The sequence below is a fragment of the Streptomyces sp. NPDC043861 genome (assembly GCF_056435905.1).
The window spans coordinates 234551-261367 of record NZ_JBWKDP010000008.1; the positions used below are offsets into that span (position 1 = coordinate 234551).

A 26817-nucleotide genomic window follows, 5' to 3' on the forward strand; every position below is an offset into this window, starting at 1 on the left:
TGGGCACATGCCGATACCGAACCGTGCCGCCCTTGTCGACCACCTCGTCCGCACCCGTATCGCCGGAGACGTCGCCACTCCCCGGGACAACAACCTCTCCCACTACCGCAAGCTCGCCAACGGCGACCGCCACTACTGGCTGGGCCTGGAGCTCGGCGACCGCTGGACCGACGAGCAGGACGTGCTGGCCGTGATGGCGGAGCGCTGCGGCGTCAACGACGATCCGCAGTACCGCTTCGGACAGGACACCATCGACCCGGAACTGACCGTCGACGCGCTGGACCGGATGGCGGCGCGGCTGAAGGAGGCAGCGGCCGCGAGGGAGTCCGTCCTGTTCGCGACCGGGCACCCGGGCGGTCTGCTCGACGTGCACCGGCAGACCGCGGACGCCCTGAGAGCCGCGGGGTGCGAGATCGTGCAGATTCCGTCCGGGCTCACGGCGGACGAGGGCATGGTCTTCCAGTTCGCGTCGGTTGCCGTGCTGGAGCGCGGAGCGACCCTGTGGCACACCCATTCGCCGGAACCGATGGCCGCGATCCTGGACGGTCTGGCGGGCCAGCAGCGGCCGCAGCCCGACCTGGTGGTGGCCGACCACGGCTGGGCGGGCTGCGCGGGCCAGCGCGGGATCGACGCCCTCGCCTACGCGGACTGCAACGACCCGGCGCTGTTCATCGGCGAGGCGGAGGGGACCGTACGGGTGACGGTCCCGCTGGACGACCATGTCACGGACCCGCGCTTCTACGACCCGCTGACGGCGTATCTGCTGGACGCGGCGGGACTCAGCTCCTCCGAGTGACCCATGGGGGACGTCACTCGGAAGGGCTCAGCCCCGCCCAAGGGGCAGGCCCGCTCCCGACGGCGGTCCGGGCGTCGGCCGGACCGCCCCCTGCCCCTGCGCCGGGAAGGACGACGGGCCAGGTCGATCGGATCGGATCTGTCGACGGGCCCCACCGCCCAAGCGGAGGCGACGCCTCGCCGGGGCGGTGGTCCGGGCCGCGTCGCATGCCGATTCATCGGCTTGCGACGGCTCCTCCTCGGCCGGTGGCACCGCACACGAAACCCCTTCGCGTGCGGCCCAGAGGCCCGTGCAGCGAAGTCCCGGGAGTTTGGTCGAGCCCCGGGGATCCCATTCGGCGCTGTTGCGTCCTAGGATCTGGATCCAGGCTCGCAGCTCCAGGCACCACTTTGCTCACACCACAGGACGACCTTTGCTCTACGACTTGAGGCCGCCGGTGCGTGTGCTCGTCGTCGACGACGAGGAGCTCGTACGCGCCGCACTCCAGCGCATCCTCGACGCCGCCGACGCGATCACCGTCGAAGGGACCTGTGACGGCCACGAAGCCGTCGAGGCCGTGCGGCGACATGCCCCCGACGTGGTGCTGCTGGACATCGACATGCCGTCCATGGGCGGCCTGGACGTCCTGCGCCTCCTGCGCGCACTTCCCCGCCCGCCCGTCGTGGCCATGCTCACCGCCCTCGACAGGGCCGACCACGTCGAGCGCGCGCTGCGAAGCGGCGCGTCCGGGTTCCTGCTCAAGAGCACCGAGCCGCGGCTGTTCGTGGACGCCGTGCGACTGCTCGGCTCGGGCGGCGTCATCTGCACACCGTCCGGCAGCGCGGCCGTCCTCGCCCGTTACGCCGGCTCGGCCCCGAGGCCCGCTCCCGAGGCGTCGGCGGCCGAGTCCGACGGGCTGACCGGGCTCACCGAACGTGAGCGCGAGGTCCTTGCGCTGATCGCGGCCGGACTGTCCAACACCGACATCGCCACCCACCTCGGTATGGGCGTGACCACGGTCAAGACCCACATCGGGGCGCTCAAGCGGAAACTTGCCGTCACCAGCCGGGTGGGCCTCGCCGCCGTGCTGCACCGGCACGCGACCGGGCCGGGTGCGGGATGACAGCCCGGCGGTGGGCACTCGAAGCGCTCTATGTCATCGCCGCCGTCGCCGAGGCACTGGCGACCCGGCACTGGCTGGAGGACTGGATGTTCGCCGGCGCGCTCGTCGTCGCGGTCGCCCTCGTCCTGCGCAGACGCTTCCCCCGTACGGTGCTCGCTCTCACGCTGCCCACCCTCGCCACCGGCGTGCTGTGGCTGCCCGCGATGGGCGCGCTGCACGCACTCGCCGGCTCCGAACGCCGTCGCGGCGAGGTGATCGCCGGGTCGGCGGTCGTCGCGGTCGTCGCGTTCGTCCCGTGGCAGGACCTCGACGGGTACGTCTGGACGCTCCCCGACACCACCCTCGGCGTCCTGCTGGCCGGGCTGCTCGCTGTCGCCCCCGCCGCGCTGGGCCTGCTCGGCCGCGTCCGCCGCGAACTCGCCGGCCGCCTCGCCGAACTGGCTCTGTCCCGGGAACGCGAGCGCCGCCACACCGCCGAGCAGGCGGCGCTGCGGGAAAGGGAGCGGCTGGCCCGGGACGTCCACGACACCGCGGCCCACCACCTGAGCCTGATCAGCCTCCACTGCACCGCACTCGCCGCCGCGGCGGACTCCCCCGGCTACCGCCGGAAGGCCGAGGCACTGGGCGAGCTCAGCAGACACGCGGCGGCCGACCTGCGCCAGGCGATCCGCCACGAGACCCTGGGACTGGCGCAGATACCCGATCTCGTCATGGCCGCGGGCGGCGGCGCACATGCGGACCTCGGCCATGTGGACCTCACGGGCTGCCCGCCGGAGATCCAGCACACCGCGTACCGCATCGTCCAGGAAGCCCTGACGAACGTGCGCCGTCACGCGCCGGGTGCCCGGGCCGATGTCACGGTGCGCTGCACTCCCGGCTCCCTGCACATCTCCGTCCGCAACGGGCCACCGTCGGTGCCCGGCCCGCGGCCCGAGCCCGGGGGCGGCCACGGCCTGCCGGGTCTGAGGGTCCGCACGGCGGCCCTCGGCGGCACCCTCACCACAGCTCCGGCACCGGACGGCGGTTTCGCCCTCGAGGCGGTGCTGCCGTTGCCGGCGCCCGCCTCGTGGTGATCACTGCGGACCGGTCGACGACGCGCGGACGCCGGCGTGGCCGCGTGTCAGGGCGCGCCGTGCGGGACGCGGACGACGCCCTCCTGGATCACGGAGATCGCCAGCCGGCCGTCCTGCGTGTAGATGCGGGCCTGGCCCAGGCCGCGCCCGCCGTGCGCCGACGGCGACTCCTGGTCGTACAGCAGCCACTCATCGGCCCGGAACGGACGGTGGAACCACATCGCGTGGTCCAGTGAGGCTCCGACCACGTCTCCGACCGTCCAGCCGCCGCGCCCGTGCGCGAGCAGTACCGAGTCGAGCAGCGTCATGTCGGAGACGTACGTGGCGAGGCAGACGTGCAGCATGGGGTCGTCCGCGAGCTTGCCGTTCGTACGGAACCACACCTGCGAGCGCGGTTCGCGCGGCTCACCGACGGTGGCGTAGGGAGGTGCGTCCACGTACCGCAGATCGACCGCGGACCGGGCCTCGAGCATCCGTCGCGCCGTGTCCGGATCGATACCGAAGCGCTCGGCGTGGAGGGGCAGGGTCTCCGCCGCCGTCGGCAGCGATTCCGGGTCCGGTGCGACGGGCATCGGGTACTGGTGGTCCAGCCCCTCCTCGTACGTCTGGAAGGACGCCGAGAGATGGAAGATCGGCTGGCCGTGCTGGACCGCGACCACCCGCCGGGTCGTGAACGACCGGCCGTCGCGGATCCGGTCGACCGTGTAGACGATCGGGGCGCCGGGGTCACCCATGCGCAGGAAGTACGCGTGCAGCGAGTGGGCGGCGCGGTCGCCGGGAACGGTGCGGCCCGCGGCGACGAGCGCCTGGGCCGCGACCTGTCCGCCGAAGACACGGGGCACGATCGCCGAGCGCGAGCGGCCCCGGAAGTAGTCCTGCTCGATCTGCTCCAGGTCGAGCAGATCGAGCAGGTCGTCAAGCGGTTGTGCGCCTGTGCTCACAGAGTCACAGGCCCATCGACTTGGCGATGATCGACTTCATGACCTCGCTGGTGCCGCCGTAGATCCGGTTGACGCGGTTGTCGGCGTAGAGGCGGGCGATCGGGTACTCGTTCATGTAGCCGTAGCCGCCGTGCAGCTGGAGGCAGCGGTCGATGACACGGTGCGCGACCTCGGTGCAGAACAGCTTCGCGGAGGCGGCCTCGGCAGGCGTCAGCTCGCCCGCGTCCAGGGCCTCCAGGGCGCGGTCGGCGACGGCCTCGGCCGCGTCCACCTCGGCCTGGCAGGCGGCCAGCTCGAACTTGGTGTTCTGGAAGGAGGCGACCGGCTTGCCGAAGACGGTGCGGTCCTGCACGTACTGCTGGGCGAACCGGATGGCGGCCTTGGCCTGTGCGTACGCGCCGAACGCGATGCCCCAGCGCTCGGAGGGCAGGTTCTGGCCGAGGTAGTAGAAGCCCTTGTTCTCCTCGCCGAGCAGGTCGTCGACCGGAACCTTGACGTCGACGAAGGCCAGCTCGGCGGTGTCGGAGGTGCGCAGACCGAGCTTGTCCAGCTTGCGGCCGATGGAGTAGCCCTCGGACTTGGTGTCCACCGCGAACAGGGAGATGCCGAAGCGGCGGTCGTCCTCACGCGGGGCGGACGTGCGGGCGCACACGATCACGCGGTCGGCGTGCACACCGCCGGTGATGAAGGTCTTGGCGCCGTTGAGGACGTAGTGCGTGCCGTCCTCCGAGAGCTTGGCGGTCGTCTTCATGCCCGCGACGTCGGAGCCGGTGCCCGGCTCGGTCATCGCCAGCGCCCACATCTCCTCGCCGGTGACGAAGTTCGGCAGGTAGCGCTTCTTCTGCTCGTCGGTCGCCAGCAGCTTGATGTACGGCAGGGCGAGCAGCACATGCACGCCGGAGCCGCCGAAGTTGACGCCCGCGCGGGAGGTCTCCTCGTAGAGCACGGCCTCGAACTTGTGCGTGTCCAGACCCGCGCCGCCGAACTCCTCGGGGACGTTGATGCCGAAGACGCCCAGCTCTCCGAGCTTGTAGTAGAAGTCGCGCGGCGCCTGGCCGGCGGCGAACCACTCGTCGTAGACGGGGACGACCTCGGCCTCGATGAAGGCGCGGACGGTCTCCCGGAACGCCTCGTGGTCCTCGTCGAATACTGTGCGGCGCACGGACGCCTCCTCGGGACTGTGTCAGGTGACTGGCTGGGCACGCTACGCTGTCTAAGCGCTTGCTCAGAAATAAGTTACCCGGCGGTTGTTGAAAGTGTCCAGAGTGATGCTGGGCACGCTCCGCGCCCTCGCGCCGTCCGTGGACCCGGCGCCCGGTCACCCAGCCGCGGAGAAGCGGGCGGGGTGCCGGCCCCGGACGGCTGCCCGGGCAGGCGCTGCCCCGGCGCGCCGCGGCGGGCCCGACGCGTCGGGCGGTGTGTGCGGCGTGGCGGTCCGGTCCGGCTCGTTCGCCCGATGGCCCGTCGAATCAGGCCGCGGTGACGGGAGGCGGTGCCGGCTGCGGCTCGTCGCCGTCGTAGGCCGCCAGCGCAGCCTGGCGGTGCGTCAGCAGCTCGGCGAGGTCCTCGGGGGTCACCGCATCGCGTGCCAGTGTCACCGCGGCCCTGCCTTCCACGGCCGCCCACGCGTGCCGGGCGCGTTTGTTGGCCCGGCAGCGGGTGGCGCTCCGAAGGAAGCCCGCCCCGGCGGCGAACCCGGCCGAGGCCAGGGCGAGCAGTGCGGCGGGGACCCGTGCGTCCGCCGTGGCCAGTCCCGCCGCGCCTGCCGTTCCGGCCAGCAGTGCCGAGGGAAAGCCGAGGGCGATGTCGGCCTTGGTCCAGAACTCGGCGCGGCGGTGCGCGAGCGTCCTCTGCCGCGTCGCCTCGTCACGCAACCGCTCCACCTCGGCGCGCAGCCGGCGCGAAGGTCCGTCGGGGTGGAGCTGTGCGGATCCCACAGTGGTGGTCGTCATACCGGGATTCCAACACGGCTGACTCTCAAGGGAGTTGGTCGATCGCGCACAGCCTTGCAGGGGCACCTTGGTGGATTCCCTCCAGTGCAGTACCGGCGGGTATGGAGGAGCCTGTCACGCATAGCGCAGGGCGAACCACAGCTCCATCCGCACGTCCGCGTCGTCCAGATCCGCGCCCATCAGGGCCGCGCAGCGCGCGATGCGCTGCCGCACGGTGTTCCGGTGGACGCCCATCGCCACGGCCGTGCGGTCCCAGCTTCCGTGCAGCGAGAGCCAGACCCGCAGGGTCTCGGTGAGTGCGGGGAAGCCCACGATCGGCGCCAGCAGGGTGCGGGCGTGCACCGCGGCCTCGTCGGGGGCGACCAGTTCGGCCAGACCCGCGTCGCGCTGGCGGGCCAGTGGCTCACGGGTCGCCTCGGCCCTGCGCAGGGCACGCGCGGCGGCCGTGTCCGCGGCGGTGAGCTCGGCGGGCACGGCCGGAGCGCTCACCCCGAGCGTCCAGCCCGGCTGCGGCTCGATCGGCCGGTCACCGGAGAGCAGGATCCGTACGGTCGCGCCGTCCGTGTCCACCAGTGCGCTGCCCAGTGCCGTGCCGAGCGCCGACGCCGCGATCCGGTCGGGCGGCAGCCCCGCCCGAGTGGCATGCACCACGGCCCACGGCCCCGGGCCGAGTTCCGGCGCGACATCGGCGGGCGCTGCCCCCAGCAGCAGCCGCACCAGCGCGGCGGACCGCCCGGCCGGATCCGCACCCTGGTGTGGTGCGGTGAGCAGTGACAGCAGGACGACGGCCATCCCCGCCACGGTGTGCCCGCCGGGCTCGCGGGCCTCGGTGGCGACCCCGAGGACCAGCCCCTCCGCGCCCCCGAGCGCATACGCGGCGAGCTGATGTGCCCCGAGCGTGTCGGTGGCGGACGCCGGGGCGCGGCGTGGGGCCCCGTCCGCTCCGGTCTCGCCCTCCGCCGTGCCCGGTCTCACCACCCGCGACAGCTGACCCAGCGCCTCGCGCGCGTCCCGCCCCGGCGCGCGCCCGGCCGACTGCACCGCAGACCCGTCCGGTGACAGAAGGACCGCCCAGCCGCCCAGCCGTGAGGCCAGTTGCTGCAGCACTGCAGGGACCGGGTCGGGGCGTGCCGCCGCGCCGGCCAGGCCCTGCTGGGCCTCGTTCACGCGGCGCACCTCCTCCAGCCGGACCTGGGCCATGAGGCGCCAGACCGCCCGGGCGATCGCCGTGAACGGAGTCTGCGGCGGAACCTCGAGCAGCGGCAGCCCGAGCCGCTCGCACGCCGCGACGAGCGCCTCCGGGACGGTGTCGTGCACCGGGGCGACCCCGAAGCCGATGGCCGCGCCACCTGCTTCGATCACCCGTGACGCATAGGTGTCCGGGTCCTCGAGCAGCACGCCCGCCGTCAGTAGCAGCTCGCCGCCGAGCAGATACGGGTACGGGTCGGCCATCTCCGATGTGTGCACCCACTGGATGAAGACGTTCCTGGCGTCCGTGGCGCCCGCGGCGAGGCGCAGGCCGAGGTCCTTGCGTGCCAGCAGTGCGGCCAGCGGGATGGGCGGGGCCGGGGGGCCGATGGGGCGAGCGGTGGGGTCCGACATGGTGGACGTTCCATCCGAGGTCGTGTTCCGGAATGGATGAAACGTACACTTCAACGTTGCTTTCCGGCCACTTATGGTCGTGCCGTCCAGCAGCCGCGGGTACGGGCGGATGTCCCCGCGCACGAGCTGCTGAGTCCCCTTCGGATCCGATGCACGACACGCCACCAAGTGAGCGAAGGAGGGCCCCATGGCCGTCGACTACGCAGTGATCGTCGTCTATCTGGCCGGCATGCTGGCAATGGGCTGGTGGGGCATGAGCCGCGCCAGGTCCAAGAGCGAGTTCCTGGTGGCGGGCCGCAGGCTCGGCCCCTGGATGTACTCCGGCACGATGGCCGCCATCGTCCTGGGCGGCGCCTCCACGATCGGCGGCGTCGGCCTCGGCTACAAGTACGGTCTCTCCGGCGCCTGGATGGTCTTCACCATCGGACTCGGCCTCCTCGCCCTCTCGATCTTCTTCTCCGCGCGCATCGCCCGGCTGAAGGTCTACACCGTGTCCGAGATGCTCGACCTGCGCTACGGCGGCCGGGCCGGTCTCCTGGCCGGTGTCGTGATGTGGGCGTACACACTGATGCTCGCGGTCACCTCGACCATCGCTTACGCCACGATCTTCGACGTCCTGTTCGACATGAACCGGACGGTCGCGATCGTCCTCGGCGGTGCGATCGTCGTCGCCTACTCCACGCTCGGCGGCATGTGGTCCATCACCCTCACCGACATGGTGCAGTTCGTCGTCAAGACGGTCGGAGTGCTGGTCCTGCTGCTGCCCATCGCCGTGATCAAGGCGGGTGGATTCGCCGAGATGAAGGCCCAGCTGCCCACCGATTACTTCGCCCCGCTCGGCATCGGCGGCGAGACGATCTTCACCTACGTGCTGATCTACACCTTCGGCATGCTGATCGGCCAGGACATCTGGCAGCGCGTCTTCACCGCCCGCAACGACAAGGTGGCCCGCTGGGGCGGCACCGTCGCCGGCACGTACTGCCTCCTCTACGCCCTTGCCGGCGCCGTCATCGGCACCGCGGCCAAGGTGCTCTACCCGAACCTCGCCGACGCGGACGACGCCTTCGCCACCATCGTCAAGGACGCGCTGCCGACGGGTGTCCGGGGGCTGGTCCTCGCCGCCGCACTCGCCGCGGTCATGTCCACCTCCTCCGGCGCCCTGATCGCCTGCGCCACCGTTGCCAACAACGACATCTGGTCGAAGCTGCGCGGCGCCGTCACGCGCGACCGGGACGGCGAGGCGCACGACGAGGTCAAGGGCAACCGGACGTTCATCCTCCTGATGGGCATCGCCGTCATCCTCATCGCGATCGCGCTCAACAATGTGATCGAGGCGCTGACGGTCGCCTACAACCTGCTCGTCGGAGGACTGCTCGTGCCGATCCTCGGCGGACTGCTGTGGAAGCGCGGCACGGTGTACGGCGCGCTGTCCTCGGTCGCCGTCGGCGGCATGGCCGTGATCGGCCTGATGGGGAAGTACGGAATCCTTGCCAACGAGCCCGTCTACTACGGTCTGACGGCCTCCCTCTCGGCGTATGTGATCGTCTCGCTGGCCACCCGGCCGACGGACGAGGCGATCCTGGCCGACTGGCGCGAGCGCCTCGCGGGCCGCAGCCCCGGGGCGGCCCGGGAACCTGCCGCGGACTCGGTGGCAGTGGCCCGCCGGGCGGATGGGGCCGAGGCCCGGCCCGAGGCCGCTAAAGTCAATCCGTAGCGAAATAAGCAAACTGTAGGAAAAGCGTAGGAAGTAGGCATGACCATGAGCAGCAACGAGACGCCGCGCGGCCCCATCGACTCGTCCCGCATCCCGCGGTACGCCGGACCCGCGACGTTCGCCCGGCTGCCGCGGCTCGACGAGGTCGGCAGCACCGATGTCGCCGTCGTCGGCGTGCCCTTCGACGCCGGGGTCTCCTACCGCCCCGGCGCGCGCTTCGGCGGCAACGCCATCCGTGAGGCGTCGAGGCTCCTGCGTCCGTACAACCCGGCCCAGGACGCCTCGCCCTTCGCGCTCGCCCAGGTCGCGGACGCGGGTGACATCGCCGCCAACCCGTTCAACATCAACGAGGCCGTCGAGACCATCGAGGCCGCCGCCGACGACATCCTCGGCACCGGCGCCCGCATGATGACTCTCGGCGGCGACCACACCATCGCGCTGCCCCTGCTGCGCTCGGTCGCCAAGAAGCACGGCCCGGTCGCGCTGCTCCACTTCGATGCGCACCTGGACACCTGGGACACGTACTTCGGCGCCGAGTACACGCACGGCACCCCGTTCCGCCGTGCCGTCGAGGAGGGCATCCTCGACACCGAGGCGCTCTCGCACGTCGGTATCCGCGGCCCCCTTTACGGCAAGCAGGACCTGACCGACGACGAGAAGATGGGCTTCGGCATCGTCACCTCGTCCGACGTCTACCGCCGCGGTGCCGACGAGGTCGCCGACCAGCTCCGCCAGCGCATCGGTGACCGCCCGCTGTACATCTCCATCGACATCGACTGCCTCGACCCGGCGCACGCCCCGGGCACCGGCACCCCCGAGGCCGGTGGCATGACCTCCCGCGAGCTGCTGGAGATCCTGCGCGGACTCGCCTCCTGCAACCTGGTCTCCGCCGATGTCGTCGAGGTCGCACCGGCCTACGACCACGCGGAGATCACCTCGGTCGCCGCCTCCCACACCGCGTACGAGCTGACGACGATCATGGCCCGTCAGATCGCCGCCTCCCGGACCGCGCAGTGACCCACGATCACGACCTCGTTCTGCGTCCCACCGGGGCGCAGACCGCGGCTGCGCTCGATCCTCCAGCCGGACGCAACGGCGGCGACCTGGTCGTCGAGACGCTCCAGGGCCTCGGGGCCACGACCGTGTTCGGTCTGCCCGGCCAGCACGCACTCGGCATGTTCGACGCCCTGCGCCGCTCCACGCTCCGGTACATCGGTCTGCGGGTCGAGAACAACGCGGGCTTCGCCGCCGACGGCTACGGCCGGATCACCGGTGAGGCCGCCCCGCTGCTGCTGTCCACCGGGCCCGGCGCGTTGACGTCGCTCGCCGCGCTCCAGGAGGCGGCGGCCGCGTCCGCTCCGGTGCTCGCCGTCTCCAGCCAGATCCCCACCGCCGGCCTCGGCGGCGGGCGCCACGGCTATCTGCACGAACTGCGCGACCAGAAGGCGTCGTTCCGCGACATCGTGAAATCCGTGCACACCGTCCGTACCGCCTCGCAGATCCCGTCCGCGATCGCCGCCGCCTGGGAGTCCGCCCTGACCGCCCCGCACGGCCCGGTCTGGGTGGAGATCCCGCAGGACGCGCTGCTCGCCGAGACGTCCCTGCCGGTCGTCACGGCCATGGACGCCACTCCGCACGACCTGGTGCCCCGTCCCGAACTGACCGCGGTCGCCGCGCACCTGCTGCAGAACGCCGAGCGTCCGGCGATCATCGCAGGCGGTGGTGTCGTGCGCTCGGACGCCTCCGGCAAGCTGCGGGCACTCGCCGAGAGGCTGGACGCTCCCGTCGTCACCACCTTCGGCGGCAAGGGCGCCTTCCCCTGGGAGCACCCGCTGTCGATGCAGTCCTGGCTGGAGGACCGGCACACCACCGACCTCCTGGAGGACGCCGACGTCCTGCTGGTCGTCGGTTCGGGGCTCGGTGAACTCTCCTCGAACTACCACACGTTCGCCCCGCGCGGCCGGGTCGTCCAGATCGAGGCCGACCTCGGCAAGCTGGAGTCCAACCATCCCGCCCTCGGTATCCACGCCGATGCCCGTATCGCCCTCTCCGCGTTGCTGGAGACCGTGGGGGAGCGGGACGACCCCGCGGCCGCGGAACGGGTCCGGGCCCTGCTGACGAAGATCCGTGAGCGGATCGCCGGCCAGGAGCTGCCCCTGGAGCAGGAGGTGCTCGCCGCGGTCCGTGAGGCCCTGCCGGACGACTCCCCGAGCTTCTGGGACATGACGATCCTCGCCTACTGGGCCTGGTCCGCCTTCGACGCGCGGCAGCCGAACACCATGCACTCCGCGCAGGGCGCGGGCGGTCTCGGGTACGGCTTCCCTGCCGCCCTCGGTGCCGCGGCCGCGGACCCCGGGCGGCCGGTGCTCGCCGTCTCCGGCGACGGCGGCGCGATGTACTCGATCGCCGAGCTGGCGACGGCGAAGCAGTACAACCTGCCGGTGACCTGGCTGATCGTGGACGACGGTGGCTACGGCATCCTGCGCGAATACATGACGGACACCTTCGGTGAGACGACCGCGACCGAACTGGCCCGCCCGGACTTCGTCGCACTCGCCGAGTCCTTCGGGGTGCCCGCGGTCCGCACCACCACGGAGTCGCTGCGCGAGGACCTGGCCAAGTCCCTGGCGCGGTCCGGGCCTTCGGTGGTCGTGCTGCCCGCACTGCTGAAGATGTTCGCGCCGACGCACCTCTGAGCCGACGCGCCGGAGGCCGTGCACCGGTCAGCTCATGAGCGTCCGGTGCACGGACCGGGCCTGGCGCGCGGCGCACCGCAGGCCCGCCGCTGCCCGGGGGCGGGCCCGCCCCCCGTCCGGCGCGGGGGAGTGATCGGACAGGTGCCCGGTGTCCGTACAACTTTTCGCCCTCCGGTGAGTCTTCGGATGCGTGACTCACCACTCCATATCCCGCCGGCGCACCCGGGGCGCTCTCGGTGTGGCCCTCGCCGTGGGTGTGCTCCTGCCGACAGCCCTGTCGACGGCGCCCGCCTCCGCCGCGACCCCCACCGTGAGCTGTACCTCGGCCAAGGCCGGGCTTGCCACCAAGCTGACGACGGACATCACCGCCGCGCTGCGCGGACGCTCGTCGATGACGGCGGTCGCCGTCTACGACCGCACCACCAACACCCACTGCGAGCTTCGGGCCACGCAGAAGTTCGACTCCGCGAGTGTCGTGAAGGCGACCGTGCTCGCGACGCTGCTGTGGGACGCGGGCAAGCAGCAGCGGCGGCTGACCGAGCGCGAGGTCGAACTCACCACCGCCATGATCACCAAGTCCGACAACGCGGCCACGAGCACGCTGTGGAGCCAGCTCGGCGTCACCAAGGTCAAGGCGTTCATGCAGACCGCCGGTATGACGATGACCGTCCCCGGCTCGGGCGGTTACTGGGGGCTCACCCAGATCACCGCCCGTGACCAGCGCAAGTTGCTCGGTCTGGTCACCAACAAGAACGGCGTGCTCAGCGACAGCGCCCGCTCCTACATGCAGAGCCTGATGCGGCGCGTGGTCTCCTCGCAGCGTTGGGGCACCCCGGTCGGTGCGCCCACCGGAGTGACCGTCCACGTCAAGAACGGCTGGCTCTCCCGGGCCACGCACGGCTGGCGAGTGCACAGCATCGGCGCCTTCACCGGCCCGAACGCGAACTACTCGATCACCGTCCTGACCCACGACAACACGACGATGACCGACGGCATCAACACCATCCAGGCCGTCGCCCGTGTCGTGCACAAGGACCTCAACCCGAGCGCGTCGACGCGCTCGGTCGTCACCCCGCCCGCGATCCCGCAAGAGTCCATGCCCGCGGTGCCGGAGCGCGGCCCGGCCTCCTAGTTTCCCCGGTTCCCCGGCTTCCGGTCCCAGGACGGTCCCAGGACGGTCCTAGGACCAGGGACCGGTCTTTGTTGCAGCGGGATGAAATCCGCCCGCGCCCGCGTTGGTGCCTTCCGGCAGGTCAGGTCGGATTTTCCGAGACCCGAACCGGGAGGCACCAGTGGCGGGGGCAGAACAGGGGTGGGCGCGGCGACTGGCCGGTTACGCCTGGCGATACCGGCGCAACGTGGTGCTCGCGCTGGGGTCGTCGCTCGCGGGCATGGCCGTGATGGCCGTCGTTCCGCTGATCACCAAGGTCGTCATCGACGACGTCATCGGGGATCACACCCGTTCTCTGGCGGTCTGGACCGGACTGCTCATCGCCGGCGCGGTCGCGGTCTACGTCTTCACCTATATCCGTCGCTATTACGGCGGCCGCCTCGCCCTCGACGTCCAGCACGATCTCCGCACCGATATGTACGGGACGATCAGCCGCCTCGACGGGCGACGCCAGGACGAGCTGTCCACCGGACAGGTGGTCGGCCGCGCCACCAGCGACCTGCAGCTCATCCAGGGTCTCCTCTTCATGCTCCCGATGACCATCGGGAACGTCCTCCTCTTCCTCATCTCGCTCGTCGTGATGGCCTGGCTGTCGCTGCCTCTCACCGCGGTCGCCCTCGCCGTCGCCCCCGCCCTCTGGTTCATCGCCAAGCGCAGCCGGGTGAAGCTGCACCCCGCCACCTGGTACGCCCAGCAGCAGGCCGCCGCCGTCGCGGGCGTGGTCGACGGGGCCGTGTCCGGCGTACGGGTCGTCAAGGGCTTCGGGCAGGAGGATCAGGAGACCGGGAAGCTGAGGGACGTCGGCCGCAGGCTCTTCGCCGGCAGGCTGCGCACCATCCGGCTGAACGCCAAGTACACCCCCGCGCTCCAGGCGGTCCCCGCACTGGGGCAGGTGGCGATGCTGGCGCTGGGCGGCTGGCTGGCCACCCGCGGGCAGATCACCCTCGGTACGTTCGTCGCGTTCTCGACGTATCTCGCCCAGCTCGTCGGCCCGGTGCGGATGCTCGCCATGGTCCTGACCGTCGGCCAGCAGGCGCGGGCAGGTGTGGAGCGGGTACTGGAGCTCATCGACACCGAGCCGACGATCAAGGACGGAACGAAGGAGCTCCCCGCCGACGCCCCGGCGACCGTCGAGTTCGACGGCGTCAGCTTCTCGTACGGGGACGCGGAAGGTTCGCCGCCCGTGCTCGACGGTTTCTCGCTGGAGATCAGACCCGGTGAGACCGTCGCGATGGTCGGCACATCAGGCAGTGGCAAGTCCACCGTCTCGCTGCTGCTGCCGCGTTTCTACGACGTGACGCACGGCGCCGTCCTGGTCGGCGGGCACGATGTGCGCGAGCTGACCCTGGACTCGCTGCGATCCGCCATAGGACTGGTGCCGGAGGACAGTTTCCTCTTCTCCGACACCGTGCGCGCGAACATCGCCTACGGAAATCCCGACGCGACGGACGAGGAGATCACCGAGGCGGCCCGCACCGCACAGGCGGACCGTTTCATCGAGGAGCTGCCGGGCGGATACGACACCAAGGTCGGCGAGCACGGCCTCACCCTCTCGGGCGGTCAGCGCCAGCGGATCGCCCTGGCCCGGGCGATCCTGGCCGACCCCCGGCTGCTGCTGCTCGACGACGCGACCTCCGCCGTCGACGCGCGGGTCGAGCACGAGATCCACGAGGCGCTGCGCGGCGTCATGGCCGGGCGCACCACGCTGCTGATCGCCCACCGCCGCTCCACGCTCGGCCTCGCCGACCGCATCGCCGTGCTCGACGGCGGCCGGCTGGCGGACATCGGCACCCACGACGAACTGCAGGAACGTTCACCTCTGTACCGGCGGCTGCTGACCGACCCGGACGAGCTGGGCGGTGTGTCGCCCGGGCACACCCTCCCCGTCGAGATTCCCGAGGACCACACGCTACGGGCCGAGATGGACGCGGAGTTCGACGCCGAGCGAGGCATCACACCACCGCTCTGGGTACGCAAGGAGGAGGCGGAGGAGGATGAGGCCACCGGCGCCACACCCGAGCTCCTCGCCCAGGTCGCGGCACTGCCCCCGGCTGCCGACACCCCCCAGGTCGACGAAGCGAGGGCGGTGACGCCCGAGGACTCCTACGGTTTGCGCCGTCTGCTGCGCGGCTTCGGACCGCCGTTGCTGCTCAGCCTGCTGCTGGTTGCGGTCGACGCGGGCATGGGGCTGCTGCTGCCGGTGCTGATCCGGCACGGCATCGATGACGGTGTGGAGCGGGCGGCTCTCGGCGCTGTGTGGGCGGCGTCCCTGCTGGCTCTGGTCACGGTGGTGGTGCAGTGGGCGGCCCAGATCGGTGAGACCCGGAAGACCGGACGCACCGGTGAGCGCATCCTCTACGCGCTCCGGTTGAAGATCTTCGCCCAGCTGCAGCGGCTCGGGCTCGACTACTACGAACGCGAGCTCACCGGGCGGATCATGACCCGGATGACGACGGATGTGGATGCCTTGTCCACGTTCCTGCAGACCGGTCTGGTCACGGCCTTCGTGTCCGTCGTCACCTTCGTCGGCATCATGGTCGTCCTGCTCGTGATCGACGTGGAGCTGGCGCTGGTGGTCTTCGCCACCCTGCCGGTGCTGCTCATCGGCACGGTCCTGTTCCGCCGCCGCTCGGTGAAGGCGTACGAGCTGGCACGTGAACGGATCAGCGTCGTCAACGCGGACCTGCAGGAGTCGGTCAGCGGGCTGAGGATCGTGCAGGCCTTCCGGCGGGAGCGCTACGGAAACCGCCGGTTCCAGGACCGCAGCGACAGCTATCGCGAGGCGAGGGTGCGCGGGCAGTGGCTGATCTCGGTGTACTTCCCGTTCGTCCAGCTGCTGTCTTCCGTGGCCGCTGCGGCCGTGCTCATCGTCGGCGCCGGGAGGATCGAGGCGGGCACGCTCACGACCGGTGCACTGGTGGCGTACCTCCTCTACATCGATCTGTTCTTCGCACCCGTGCAGCAGCTGTCCCAGGTCTTCGACGGCTACCAGCAGGCAACCGTGTCACTCGGCCGGATCCAGGAGCTGCTGCGTGAGCCGACGTCGACGTCGCAGGCACGCCGGCCGGTCGATGTGCTGTCACTGCGCGGCGAGATCGCCTTCGAGGACGTCAGCTTCGGCTACGGTGCCGACGGGGACGTGGCTGTGGACGGGGCGGCCCTGAGCGGCATCGACCTGCGGATCCCGGCCGGACAGACGGTGGCGTTCGTCGGCGAGACCGGCGCGGGCAAGTCGACGCTGGTCAAGCTGGTGGCGCGGTTCTACGACCCGACGAGCGGAAGGGTGACCGCCGACGGCACCGACCTGCGCGACCTGGACATCACGGCCTACCGGCACCGGCTCGGTGTGGTTCCGCAGGAGGCGTATCTCTTCCCCGGAACGGTGCGCGACGCCATTGCCTACGGCCGCCCGGAGGCGACGGACGCCGAGGTGGAGGCGGCCGCTCGGGCGGTCGGTGCCCACGACATGATCGCCACGCTCGAGGGCGGATATCTGCACGAGGTCGCCGAGCGCGGGCGCAATCTCTCGGCCGGCCAGCGCCAGCTCATCGCCCTGGCGCGGGCGGAGCTCGTCGACCCGGACGTGCTGCTGCTCGACGAGGCGACCGCCGCACTGGACCTGGCCACCGAGGCACAGGTCAACCAGGCCACCGACCGGCTCACCGGGCGACGCACCACCCTCGTCGTCGCCCACCGGCTCACCACGGCGGCGCGGGCGGACCGGGTGATCGTGATGGACCACGGCCGGGTCGTCGAGGACGGTACGCACGACGAGTTGCTGACACGGGGCGGGCGGTATGCCGACCTGTGGCGGACGTTCATCGGCGAGGAGGCGCCCGCACCCGCCTGAGTGCGGGGGTGCGCCAGGACATGATTCGGCCGAGGGCCCGGACGGCAACCGTCCGGGCCCTCGCTGCGTCGTACGTCTGTACGGTCCGGTGCGGGAGGGGAGCAAGAGTGTTCGGAAGACTTCTGGTGCACGTACTCGCAGTGCTCGCGGTCGTGGGAGCCCTCTCGTTGACGGGCCCGGGCATTCAGCGGGCGGAAGCCGCTTCCGTGTGTTCCGGGCGCCCGGCGAAGACGTTGAAGTTCTCCACGGGTGAGCTGCGCGTCTACAAGAGCCGCGCATACGCCTGTGCGCTCACCGTCGCCAGGGGACCCGGCCCGCGGCGGATCATGTCGGTGTCGCTCCAGCCGCGGGGCGGACGCCCGGCGGTGGACAGGGGCAGCTTCACCCGGCAGGCGGGACCGGTCACCGTGCACGCGCTCCACCGCTGCGTTCGCGCCACGGGCGCCGTCGCAGGGAAGCGTGCCTCGACCGGCTGGATTCTCTGCTGACACCGACCGCGCCTCAGCCGAATTCCATGCGCTGATCCAACTGGGTCTGGCGGTACGGCTGTTGCCCCGCTAGTTTCACGGCGACCGCTGTGAACCAAGGGGAGGGTGCATGCGCAAGGCGCTGAGATGGCTGCTGTCGCTGGTCGTGCTCATAGGCATGGCAGGGGCAACGGCGAGCGCGGCGACCGCCGCCGATCCGGCCACCGGCCAGGGGACGCCCCAGGACATCAAGGACCGGATCCTTGCGATCCCGGGGATGAGCCTGATCGAGGAGAAGCCGTACCCCGGCTACCGCTACTTCGTCCTGAACTACACCCAGCCGGTGGACCACCGGCACCCGTCCAAGGGCACGTTCCAGCAGCGCATCACGGTGCTGCACAAGGACACCGCCCGTCCGACCGTCTTCCACACCAGCGGCTACGCGGTGAGCACCAACCCCCGCCGGCGTGAACCCACCCAGATCGTCGACGGCAACCAGGTTGACCTGGAGTACCGGTTCTTCACCCCGTCGCGTCCCGCCCCGGCCGACTGGTCCAAGCTGGACATCCGGCAGGCCGCCGCGGACCAGCACCGCGTCTTCACCGCACTGAAGAAGATCTACGGCAAGAAGTGGCTGGCCACAGGCGGCTCCAAGGGCGGCATGACGGCCACCTACTACGAGCGCTTCTACCCGCGTGACATGGACGGCGTCGTGGCCTACGTCGCGCCCAACGACGTGAACAACAAGGAGGACTCGGCCTACGACCGGTTCTTCGAGAAGGTGGGCACCAAGGAGTGCCGCGACAAGCTGAACGCCGTGCAGCGCGAAGCCCTCGTGCGTCGCAAGCCGCTCGAGGCCATCTACACCGGCTACGCGGCCGACAATGACTACACCTTCAAGACCGTCGGTTCTCTCGACAAGGCTTTCGAGGCCGTCGTCCTCGACTACACCTGGGCCTTCTGGCAGTACAGCCTGCTCGACGACTGTGCCTCGGTCCCGGTCGCTGCCACCGCGTCCGACCAGGAGATCTGGGACAGCGTCGATGCCATCTCCGGCTTCTCCTTCTACACCGATCAAGGCCTGGAACCGTACACCCCGTACTACTACCAGTCGGGTACCGAGCTGGGCGCACCCACGATCAAGCAGCCGCATCTGAAGGGGCTGAGCCGCTACGGCTACCAGCCGCCGCGGAACTTCGTCCCGCGGGACATCCCCATGCACTTCAAGCCGTGGGTGATGGACGACGTGGACAGCTGGGTCCGGCACCACGCCAAGCGGATGCTGTTCGTCTACGGCCAGAACGACCCGTGGGGCTCGGAGCCGTTCCGTCTCGGCAAGGGTGCGCGTGACAGCTATGTCCTTACCGCGCCGGGCGCCAACCACGGAGCCGGCGTGGCGGGGCTGAACCCCGAGCAGAAGGCGAAGGCCACTGCACGGATCCTCGACTGGGCGGGCGTGGCCCCGGCCGTCGTCCAGGACGACCCGTCGAAGGCGAAGCGACTGACGCGGTACGACGCGAAGCTCGACAAGCTGGACATCGAGCGTGAGCCCATGCTGCGTCCGTAACTCCGGCCCGCCCGGCCGGGTGCTGCCCTGGCCGGCCGAGTCCGTGTGGGCTGCGCCCGCCGACCGTGTGTGATGACGTCACACACGGCGGGCGCAGCCCACCGGCCTTTGCCCGCCCAGCTCCACATAGAGATCGGTCGACTGCGGGCACTGCGCACGCTCGGCCACCGCGGACGCCACTTCGAATTCGGGCCGCTGCTCTCCCGTACCGTCGCACGCGGTCTCCCGCACCTGCCCCTTGCGGGAGGTGTAGACGCAATCGCCGACGAGGGTGTTCGGTCCACCACCGCCGCCCGGATCACCCGGATGCGGTGGCTCCAGGTTGCGCATGCACGCATAGCCCTGCGGCACCGACCCGTCACCGTCCTCGTCGGCCGACGGCCGTCTCTCCGAGATGTGCAGGACGAAGTCGGTGGGGACCGGGCAGGCAGGTCCCTCGGCCGGCTGCCGCCCGTCATGGCGCACGACGACCCGGGCGAACGCCTTCTCGCTGGTGCAGGGCACCTCGCGGACATCGTTCCCGCCGCCACGGCCGCTGCAGTCGCCCGGCCCCAGGAAGACCGCCCCGTAGCCGGACGGCGTCATGGTCCCGGGGCCCGGGGTGCCGCCGTCCTCCCGGCGGTCGCCCCCCGGCGACTGCTGGCAGCCGATGACGAGTGCACAGACCACCCCCACGCTCAGCCGCCGCATCCGCATGAAAGACCCCCGATCGGTCCGTCCAGCGTGACCGGGACAGGCGGGACACGCCAGGAAAGCCAGGGGCTTTCCGCCGTGTGGGGGTGGTGCACCGCCGGCGCAGCGTACCGCGCGCTACGCCTTAATACGTCAGTCCGTGTCCGAGCGGGTACAGCACCTGCGTCGGATCATCGGCACGCTGGACCGGCACCGGCAGTCTCCCCCCGGGTTCGGCGCGGCCGGCGATCACCCGCACGGCAGCGCGCAGTTCGACGTCGGTCCAGCAGTAGGCGGCGAGCGAGGCCGCCATGCCGGTGCCGGTCAGCTGTGCGATGTCGTACGGATTGCGGATGGCGACCGTGACCACCGGAACGCCGGTCGCGGCGAGCCGGGACACAAGGGTGCGCTGGGGACTCGTTGCCGAGACGTTGTACGTGGCCACGAGGACCACGTCCTTGCCCGTCGCGGCGGTCACCGCCTCCTCGATCCTTGCCGGGGTCGGGGTGATGCCCGTGGACAGCGCCGTGGCGGTGAAGCCCAGTTCGGCGAAGGCGCCGGCGAGGGTGGAGGTGGGCGGGCCGGTCGTTCCGGAAGGGGAAGCCGGGTCGGCGCCGACGACCAGGATGTCGCCGTGGCGGCGGGGGGAGAGTGGCAGCAGGCCGTTCTCGTTCAGCAGCAGGGTGGTGGTTCCCTCGGCAATGCGGTTCGCTGCCCGCAGACTGGAGCCGGTCCCGACCGTGCGGTCGACGCCCTCGTGCGAGACGAACGGGTCGTGGAACAGGCCCAGTTTCCACTTCAGGAGGAGGACGCGCAGGATCGATTCCTCGAGCCGCTGTTCCGTCAGCTCGCCGTTCCTGACTGCCTGGAGGACCGCGTTCCAGGCGACGCCCAGGTCGGGTGGGTTGAGCAGCAGGTCGCAGCCGGCCTTGAGAGCGAGGACCGGCACACGGTCGTCACCGTACTTCTTCCGTACGCCTGCCATGTCGAGCGCGTCCGTGACGACGACGCCGTCGTACCCGAGCTGCTCACGCAGGACGCCGGTGAGAATCGGGCGGGAGAGAGTCGCGGGGTCCTCGCTCGCGTCGAGCGCGGGGACCACGATGTGCGCCGTCATGATCGAGTCGATCCCCGCGGCGATCGCCGCCCGGAACGGCGGTGCGTCGAGCACGCCCCACTGCTCGCGTGTGTGATGGATGGTGGGCAGGGCGTAGTGGCTGTCGTCCTTGGTGTCGCCATGTCCCGGGAAGTGCTTGGCCGTGGCGGCGACACCGGCACTCCGGTAGCCCCGCGCCTGGGCGTCGACGAGCCCGGCCACGGCCCCCGGATCGGCGCCGAACGAGCGCACGCCGATCACGGGGTTGGCCGGATTCACGTTCACATCGGCGACCGGTGCGTAGTTCTGCGTGATGCCCATCGCCGCGAGTTCGGTGCCTGCGATCCGTGCGGCCTCACGGGCTCCGGATCGCGAACCGGCCGCCCCGAGCGCCATCGCCCCCGGCAGGAGGGTCGCGGGTCTGCCGACACGGGCGACGGCTCCGTGCTCCTGGTCGGTGGAGATCAGCAGGGGGATCGGGGTGGGCTGGGCCAGGCCTGCCTGCTGGATGCCGTTGGAGAGGTCGGCGATCTGGTGGGGGTCACGGGTGTTGTGCGCCCAGACGAAGTAGATGATGCCGCCGACGTGGTAGCGCGCGATCAGCTCGGCGGCGGTCCTGACGCCGATCTCCTTGAGGTTGGCGTCGATATCGGCCTGGTCGGGTGTGGTCGCCGAATGCCCGTACACCCGCATGACGAAGAGCTGTCCGACCTTCTCTTCGAGGCTCATCCGGGAGATGAGCCGCTCGAGGCTGCTGCGGCTGCCGGCACTAGCCCGGTTCGGGGTGAGCGCGACGGTCGCGGTGCCGGCGGCGGTTGCGGCAGCCGCGGCAAGAAGTGTGCGTCTGGAGGGGGTGGTCCGGTCCGGCACTGGTGCTCCTTCCGTGAAGGAAACTTCCAAGGAGCCACGGATATAGGGAAAGTAACTGCCAGTCAAGAGATCTGGCGCGAAGGGCGCGCCGGACGGCGGCCGGGCGGTCCGGGCGGCAGGAAGGGGTCGCGGGCCTTTCGACGGGCCGGGGGCCGGCGGGCTGCCGGCGCGTGGCGGGGGAGTGGGGGCCGCCACCGGCGTCAGGGAGGGGGTGCACCGGTGGCGGCGTGCACTGCCGGCCGCAGGCGGTTGTAGAGGGGAGTCAGCGATCGCGGCCAGCAGCGAGAGCCGACACCGCTCTGCGGTGACTCACCGGCAGGGCGGCGCTTGGACGCCCCGGGATGCCGGAGGGTTCCCCGACTTGCCCGGATTTCTGGGATTCCGGACAGATGGTGCGGATGGGAAGGATGCGGCCCCATTCATGGGTCTCCCGTCTCCAGTGCTGCATCGGTGAACCGCACGCGCGGCTGTGCTTCCCGGCGGCTGTTGCGGCCTGTGAAGTGCATGCGGCTTGTGAAGCGCATCCGGCCCGTGAACCGGACAGGGCTCATGGGATGAGCAGGGCCCATGGGGCAAGGCTCCGAAGGGGGTGCACCCATGAACGCGCACTCTCCGCGTTCCCCGGGCTCCACGAAGGTGTGGACCCCCTGGCTCCACGAAGCCTCTGCGGCCCGCGAGCGCCAGCGCGCAAAAGGCCCTGCGGCGGCGAACGTTGTGCGCTGTGCGTCAGCGCCACTCCTGTACGTCCCTCAGAGTGCCGGCCGCCAGATCGGGGTGTCCCCAGTAGTCCCCGACCTGGGTGGCGACGACGAGCACCGGCAGCCCATCCGTGCCGAGGTGCGCCGTGTAGAACCCGAACACCCACGACGGCTCTGCGACCAGGTCTCTCGGGGGCTTGAGGCGTATCAGTTCCGTCCCGTCGGCCTCGTACACGACTGCGTTGTCGGTGGGGGTGTACGGCGCGTCGTCCATCGCCTCGACGACGAGGACCCGACCGTCCCACGCCAGGGCCGCCTGGGTGGGGCGGGCATATCGCTTCTCCACGGTCTGCCCGTCGTCCGTCCAGCGCACGACCTGGTCGCCGTGGCTCCAGTCGATGACGGCGGGGGCGCGGTTGTGGGGGGCCCGAGGGCTTTCTGTGGCCTGAATGCCCTGCGGGGCCCGGTGCTGCTGGTCGTGGCTCACGGGGACCTCCACGGCTTGCCGAGCAGAAGCGGCGCTACCAGCCTACTCATCACCCGACGCTCCCGATTCTTTAGCACTGCTTCCTCCAGTGGGGGAGAATCCGCTCTGGTGCTACATCATTGTGTCCGCGAGGAGCTCGCAGCGTGTATTCCGCCGGTAGAGCTCTGGCCGTCGTCACCACTGTGCGGAGCCCCGGACCGGGACCTCGCCGCACATCGCGTTATTTCGGCTGGTCCGCCGCCGGGCGGTCGTCCGTACCGCGTGGATCTCCGCGGTCTTCGGCTGCGGAGCCGGAGCCCGATCCTGCGCCGGTGCCCTGCCCTGTTCAGCGGCGCCGTTCTCCCTCCCGTCCCGGACCTTCGGGGGTGTCCGCAGCGGCTCTGACGCCCGACGAGGTGATCAGCCGCCGGCGGCCGGGGAGCTGCGGCGCTTCTCGTGCACTCCTCGTGCTGGAGTGGCTCTCACGTCGCTGATGCGGACATCGACTCCAGGTGCTCCCTCCCCGGTACCAACAGTCCGGACAGGTCCGGAGCTTCCGGGTGCCGGTGCTTCTCGTACTCCCAGCACACCCAGCCGTCCTCGTCGGTGAGGGCGAGGCACTCGGCCAGCGGCAGCACCCCGGAACCGAGGGGGAGGGGGGCGAGATTCTCCGGCGAGGCCACGTCCTTCACCTGCACATAGCCGAGGAACGGGGCGAGGGCTGCGTGGGTGGCGGCCGGGGACTCGTCCTCCAGCCAGGGATACAGGACGTCCCACAGCGCGCCTGTGTGCAGATGGCCGACCGTACCCAGGACACGGGACACCGCCGCGCCGGTGCTGTGCGAGTCGTGGGTCTCCAGCAGGATGCGCACGCCCAGGTCGGCCGCTGTCTCCGCCGCGGAGGCGAGGCGGCGGGCTGCCGTGGCGTCCGCGTCGTCCGGCTTCTGGTCGCCGCCGCCCGGGAAGACCCGTATGTACGAGGCGCCCAGGTCCTTGGCCAGCCGGAGCAACCCGTCAAGCTCCTGGCGTACGGCCTCGTCGTCGCCCGCGGAGGCCACGCGCGCGTGCCCGGCGATCGTCAGGACCTCAATGCCTGCATCGGCGAACTGCGCCGCCACTGCGGCCCGTTCATGCGCGCCCATGCCCGGGTGCACCGGCTCGTCAGGTGCGGCGCGCAGCTCGACACCGTCGTAGCCGGTCGTGGCAGCGAGGAAAGCCACCTCGGGAACGGGCATTCCAGGGACGCCAAGGGTGGAGAAAGCGAGCTTCACAGGAGCGATCCTTCCGTGAGCGAGAGCCGCCAGTCCTGGCCGACGAGATCGGCTCCGTACGAGCGGTGGGGCTTTTCGGCGACGAGCGTGAAGCCGGCGCGCTGGTAGATCTTCCGGGCTGCGGTGAGTACGTCGTTGGTCCACAGCACCACCTCCCGATAGCCGACTCCACGGGCGAACTCCACGACCGCCTCCACCAGCCGGTCACCGAGGCCATGGCCTCGTGCCTCCGGCTCGACCAGGAGCAGCCTCAGCCGGGCGGTGGCCGGTGCCTCGTCCCGCACGCACATCACCGAACCGACCGGACGGCCGTCGAGCTCCGCTATCCATACCCGCTCCAGATGCGGGTCATGGTCCTGGGCGAAGTCCGCGACTATGCGGGCCACCAGACCTTCGAACTCGGTGTTCCATCCGTACTCCGTCGCATAGAGCGCGCCGTGGCGCTGGACGATCCAGCCCAGGTCACCGGGTGCCGGATCGCGCAGCACGGGCCCGCCGCGGTGCCGTTCCTGGTCGGGCCGGGCCTCGCCCAGTATGTCCCGCACCGTACGCATCGCATCCGTCAGACGGGGGCGGTCCTCTTCCGGCACCGCGGAGAGCAGCCTGCCGACCGCCTCGCGCGACCGCTCGTCCAGCAACGCCGTCGCCTCACGCCCACGCTGCGTGAGCGTGATGCGCTGGCGCCGTGAGTCCACTTCGGAGGGGGCCCGCTGGACCAGGCCGTCACGCTCGAACTTGCCGAGCAGCCGGCTCAGATAGCCGGCGTCCAGGGAGAGCTCGACCCGGAGGTCGGCGGCATCCGTGCGCGGGGCGTGCGCCAGTTCGTAGAGCACACGGGACTCGGTCAGTGTGTACGGCGTGTACAGATGCTTGCTGTAGTCGAGCGCGCCGATGAGGTTCGTGTAGAAGCGGTTGAAAGCGCGGATCTCGTGCACGGCCATGACCCACCCCGACCTTCCTTTGACTGAGTCAAGGCTAGGCTTCGGCCGCGACCCGCGACAAGGCCTGTGGAAAACTCCCGGGCGGAGCCGCCGGCGCAGATCGAGTGCGACGGTTTCGTCCCACGACAGGTCGGAACGTGCGCCTCTGCAGCGAGCCCGGTCCGGGTGCCGCCCTGATCAGGCCTGGTCCACGCCCTGATCCGGACCGCTGCGGTTTCAGGAACCCGTGTTCCGACAGTCCGCTGCCGGGACCCGGTCCGGGGCGCGCTCCGGCGGGCCGTCGGCCGCATGTGCCGCCTGGGCTGCCGCTGTTCTGCTGCGATCCGCGGGTTTGCCGCGATCAGCGGTTCTGTCGGGCGCGGCTCCACCCGGCCGGGCCTCCCGTCGATCCGGTTGCGGTCGGTCGATGCCGGCAGCCCTGCGCCGACCGCTCCGCCCCGCACGGGTGTCGCCCTGCCGGCCCGGGACGGGCGGGAGCCCCCCGTCGGCCCGGTTCCGGTCCGGCATCACGGACCGGTCGGGTCCGTCCATGTCGGCGCCGCCCCGCCCGGAGTGCGTCCGGTCCGGCGTCTCACGCCCTCCTCGGCGGCGCCGTCGACGCCCGTGCCATCAACTCCGCGCCGATCCTCGCGATGCCACCGGGAGGTGGTGCCTCCTTCCCCATGGCCAGCCGCCCCGCGCGTACCCCCGCCTCGTGCAGCGGCAGCCGGACCGTCGTCAGTGCGGGGACCGTGTCCACCGAGAACGGCAGGTCGTCGAAGCCGGCCACGGAGACGTCCTCCGGAATGCGCAGGCCCCGGTCGCGCAGCGCTGCACAGGCACCCAGCGCCACCGTGTCGTTGGCGGCGGCGATCGCGGTGAGCTCCGGGTCTCGCCGCAGTAGCTCCAGCGTGGCGTCGTAGCCGGAGCGGCGGTCGTACATGCCGTGCACGGTGAGGTTTTCCTGATCTTCACGGATCCCCGCGGCGGCCAGTGCCGCCCGGTGGCCCTCGAGGCGGTGCCTGGTGGTCGTCCGTTCCGCCGGGCCCGCGACGTACCCGATCCGCCGGTGCCCGAGCGTGATCAGATGCTCGGTGAGCCGTCGCCCGCCGTCCCGGTTGTCGAACGTGAGCGTCGCCGTGACCGACCCGCCCGGCACGGGTGGCCGACCGCACAGCACGACGGTCGTACCCGCATGCGCGAGCTTCGCCAGCTTGGCCGACACGGCGGCCGCATGGTCGGGGTCCTCCAGCGCGCCTCCGGTGAGGACGACCGCCGCAGCCCGCTGCCGCTGCAGCAGGGTGAGATAGGTCAGTTCGCGATCCGCCGAGCCGCCCGTGTTGCAGACGACCGCCAGTTTCTCGCCGCCCGCCCGTCCGGAAGGGCCCTCGCCGATGGCGGTCTGTGCCGCCCCGGCGATGATTCCGAAGAACGGGTCGGCGATGTCGTTGACCAGGATCCCGACCAGGTCGGAGGTGGCGGCAGCCAGCGAACTGGCCGGGCCGTTGAGTACGTAGTCGAGTTCGTCGACGGCGCGGAGCACTCGCTCCCGGGTCGTCGCGGCCACCGGGTAGTTTCCGTTCAGGACCCGGGAGACGGTCGCCGGAGACACCCGGGCGCGGGCCGCCACATCCGCCAGCGTGACTGTCATCGCTTTCCTCCGGGGCTCGGGCCGCGAGCACTTGCCGGGCCAGTGTGCGCAGGCTAGCGTCATAGCGCACAGAAAGCGCTTGCTGTCACCGTTTCGCGGCCGTATCGAGGCGATGTCCGGACGGCAGGGCGGAGTCAGGGGTGCGGCTTCGTGAGGCGCGGGACGCACGGGCCGCTTCGTGCCGGGCGCGACCGTGTGCATCGCCGCACAGGTTCACAGCGCTGTGCGAGTTGTTCCTTCGT

20 protein-coding genes are annotated in these 26817 nt (G+C 70.9%); 10 read left to right on the forward strand and 10 right to left on the reverse strand.

The window, feature by feature from the left end; all coding sequences use genetic code 11:
* Positions 1–7 precede the first annotated feature (7 nt).
* From AC068D_RS20465 to AC068D_RS20475, 3 genes are all read left to right on the forward strand, one after another.
* Positions 8–796: a phosphatase gene (locus AC068D_RS20465; RefSeq protein ID WP_478824417.1), complete on the forward strand. Its 789-nt coding sequence runs from the start codon at positions 8–10 to the stop codon at positions 794–796.
* A gap of 412 nt (positions 797–1208) precedes the next feature.
* Entirely contained in the window at positions 1209–1898 is a 690-nt protein-coding gene (locus AC068D_RS20470) for a response regulator (RefSeq protein ID WP_478824418.1), read from the forward strand.
* Positions 1895–2971, forward strand: a complete 1077-nt coding sequence (locus AC068D_RS20475) for a sensor histidine kinase (RefSeq protein ID WP_478824419.1) — start codon at positions 1895–1897, stop codon at positions 2969–2971. The genes AC068D_RS20470 and AC068D_RS20475 overlap by 4 nt, the downstream gene beginning before the upstream one ends.
* A gap of 47 nt (positions 2972–3018) precedes the next feature.
* Here AC068D_RS20475 and AC068D_RS20480 read toward each other — a convergent pair whose 3' ends face one another.
* From AC068D_RS20480 to AC068D_RS20495, 4 genes are all read right to left on the reverse strand, one after another.
* Positions 3019–3912 (reverse strand): acyl-CoA thioesterase, encoded by an 894-nt coding sequence (locus tag AC068D_RS20480; RefSeq protein ID WP_478824420.1) that lies wholly within the window; start codon positions 3910–3912, stop codon positions 3019–3021.
* 4 nt (positions 3913–3916) lie between these two features.
* Complete coding sequence (locus AC068D_RS20485) at positions 3917–5074, reverse strand: acyl-CoA dehydrogenase family protein (RefSeq protein ID WP_478824421.1); 1158 nt, start codon at positions 5072–5074, stop codon at positions 3917–3919.
* A 307-nt stretch (positions 5075–5381) separates the two neighbouring features.
* The gene (locus AC068D_RS20490) at positions 5382–5864 is read right to left on the reverse strand and encodes a hypothetical protein (RefSeq protein ID WP_478824422.1); all 483 of its coding nucleotides are present in this window, start codon (positions 5862–5864) and stop codon (positions 5382–5384) included.
* 114 nt (positions 5865–5978) lie between these two features.
* Positions 5979–7466: a PucR family transcriptional regulator gene (locus AC068D_RS20495; protein ID WP_478824423.1), complete on the reverse strand. Its 1488-nt coding sequence runs from the start codon at positions 7464–7466 to the stop codon at positions 5979–5981.
* A 187-nt stretch (positions 7467–7653) separates the two neighbouring features.
* Here AC068D_RS20495 and AC068D_RS20500 point away from each other — a divergent pair, with 187 nt between their 5' ends.
* From AC068D_RS20500 to AC068D_RS20530, 7 genes are all read left to right on the forward strand, one after another.
* Positions 7654–9180, forward strand: a complete 1527-nt coding sequence (locus AC068D_RS20500; RefSeq protein ID WP_478824424.1) for a sodium:solute symporter family protein — start codon at positions 7654–7656, stop codon at positions 9178–9180.
* Between the two features lie 45 nt (positions 9181–9225).
* The gene (gene speB / locus AC068D_RS20505; protein WP_478824519.1) at positions 9226–10197 is read left to right on the forward strand and encodes an agmatinase; all 972 of its coding nucleotides are present in this window, start codon (positions 9226–9228) and stop codon (positions 10195–10197) included.
* Positions 10194–11876 carry a thiamine pyrophosphate-binding protein gene (locus AC068D_RS20510; RefSeq protein WP_478824425.1) on the forward strand — a complete coding sequence of 561 codons (1683 nt, stop codon included), beginning with the start codon at positions 10194–10196 and terminating at the stop codon, positions 11874–11876. Before speB ends, AC068D_RS20510 begins: the two co-directional genes overlap by 4 nt.
* A 190-nt stretch (positions 11877–12066) precedes the next feature.
* Positions 12067–13008 (forward strand): serine hydrolase, encoded by a 942-nt coding sequence (locus AC068D_RS20515; RefSeq protein ID WP_478824426.1) that lies wholly within the window; start codon positions 12067–12069, stop codon positions 13006–13008.
* 160 nt (positions 13009–13168) lie between these two features.
* Positions 13169–16897, forward strand: a complete 3729-nt coding sequence (locus AC068D_RS20520; RefSeq protein ID WP_478824427.1) for an ABC transporter ATP-binding protein — start codon at positions 13169–13171, stop codon at positions 16895–16897.
* 107 nt (positions 16898–17004) lie between these two features.
* Positions 17005–17385, forward strand: a complete 381-nt coding sequence (locus tag AC068D_RS20525) for a hypothetical protein (RefSeq protein WP_478824428.1) — start codon at positions 17005–17007, stop codon at positions 17383–17385.
* Positions 17386–17494: 109 nt separating this feature from the next.
* Positions 17495–18931 carry a S28 family serine protease gene (locus AC068D_RS20530; protein ID WP_478824429.1) on the forward strand — a complete coding sequence of 479 codons (1437 nt, stop codon included), beginning with the start codon at positions 17495–17497 and terminating at the stop codon, positions 18929–18931.
* 78 nt (positions 18932–19009) lie between these two features.
* On the opposite strand, the gene AC068D_RS20535 is transcribed toward AC068D_RS20530, so the two are convergent.
* From AC068D_RS20535 to AC068D_RS20560, 6 genes are all read right to left on the reverse strand, one after another.
* On the reverse strand, positions 19010–19627 hold the full coding sequence (locus AC068D_RS20535) for a hypothetical protein (protein ID WP_478824430.1): 618 nt from the start codon (positions 19625–19627) through the stop codon (positions 19010–19012).
* Positions 19628–19748: 121 nt separating this feature from the next.
* Positions 19749–21569 (reverse strand): glycoside hydrolase family 3 protein, encoded by a 1821-nt coding sequence (locus tag AC068D_RS20540; protein ID WP_478824431.1) that lies wholly within the window; start codon positions 21567–21569, stop codon positions 19749–19751.
* A gap of 726 nt (positions 21570–22295) precedes the next feature.
* On the reverse strand, positions 22296–22754 hold the full coding sequence (locus AC068D_RS20545) for a hypothetical protein (protein ID WP_478824432.1): 459 nt from the start codon (positions 22752–22754) through the stop codon (positions 22296–22298).
* Positions 22755–23215: 461 nt separating this feature from the next.
* The gene (locus tag AC068D_RS20550) at positions 23216–24004 is read right to left on the reverse strand and encodes a sugar phosphate isomerase/epimerase family protein (protein ID WP_478824433.1); all 789 of its coding nucleotides are present in this window, start codon (positions 24002–24004) and stop codon (positions 23216–23218) included.
* Positions 24001–24945 carry a bifunctional helix-turn-helix transcriptional regulator/GNAT family N-acetyltransferase gene (locus AC068D_RS20555; protein ID WP_478824434.1) on the reverse strand — a complete coding sequence of 315 codons (945 nt, stop codon included), beginning with the start codon at positions 24943–24945 and terminating at the stop codon, positions 24001–24003. Before AC068D_RS20555 ends, AC068D_RS20550 begins: the two co-directional genes overlap by 4 nt.
* A 571-nt stretch (positions 24946–25516) precedes the next feature.
* Positions 25517–26575, reverse strand: a complete 1059-nt coding sequence (locus AC068D_RS20560; RefSeq protein ID WP_478824435.1) for a LacI family DNA-binding transcriptional regulator — start codon at positions 26573–26575, stop codon at positions 25517–25519.
* Between the last annotated feature and the right edge of the window lie 242 nt (positions 26576–26817).

Bases quoted from the DNA above. Each gene is read 5' to 3' on its own strand.
- AC068D_RS20495 (WP_478824423.1), bottom strand. From the start codon at position 7,466: ATGTCGGACCCCACCGCTCGCCCCATCGGCCCCCCGGCCCCGCCCATC.
- AC068D_RS20490 (WP_478824422.1), bottom strand. From the start codon at position 5,864: ATGACGACCACCACTGTGGGATCCGCACAGCTCCACCCCGACGGACCT.
- AC068D_RS20465 (WP_478824417.1), top strand. From the start codon at position 8: ATGCCGATACCGAACCGTGCCGCCCTTGTCGACCACCTCGTCCGCACC.
- AC068D_RS20560 (WP_478824435.1), bottom strand. From the start codon at position 26,575: ATGACAGTCACGCTGGCGGATGTGGCGGCCCGCGCCCGGGTGTCTCCG.
- AC068D_RS20555 (WP_478824434.1), bottom strand. From the start codon at position 24,945: ATGGCCGTGCACGAGATCCGCGCTTTCAACCGCTTCTACACGAACCTC.
- speB (WP_478824519.1), top strand. From the start codon at position 9,226: ATGAGCAGCAACGAGACGCCGCGCGGCCCCATCGACTCGTCCCGCATC.
- AC068D_RS20500 (WP_478824424.1), top strand. From the start codon at position 7,654: ATGGCCGTCGACTACGCAGTGATCGTCGTCTATCTGGCCGGCATGCTG.
- AC068D_RS20535 (WP_478824430.1), bottom strand. From the start codon at position 19,627: ATGCGGATGCGGCGGCTGAGCGTGGGGGTGGTCTGTGCACTCGTCATC.
- AC068D_RS20475 (WP_478824419.1), top strand. From the start codon at position 1,895: ATGACAGCCCGGCGGTGGGCACTCGAAGCGCTCTATGTCATCGCCGCC.
- AC068D_RS20530 (WP_478824429.1), top strand. From the start codon at position 17,495: ATGCGCAAGGCGCTGAGATGGCTGCTGTCGCTGGTCGTGCTCATAGGC.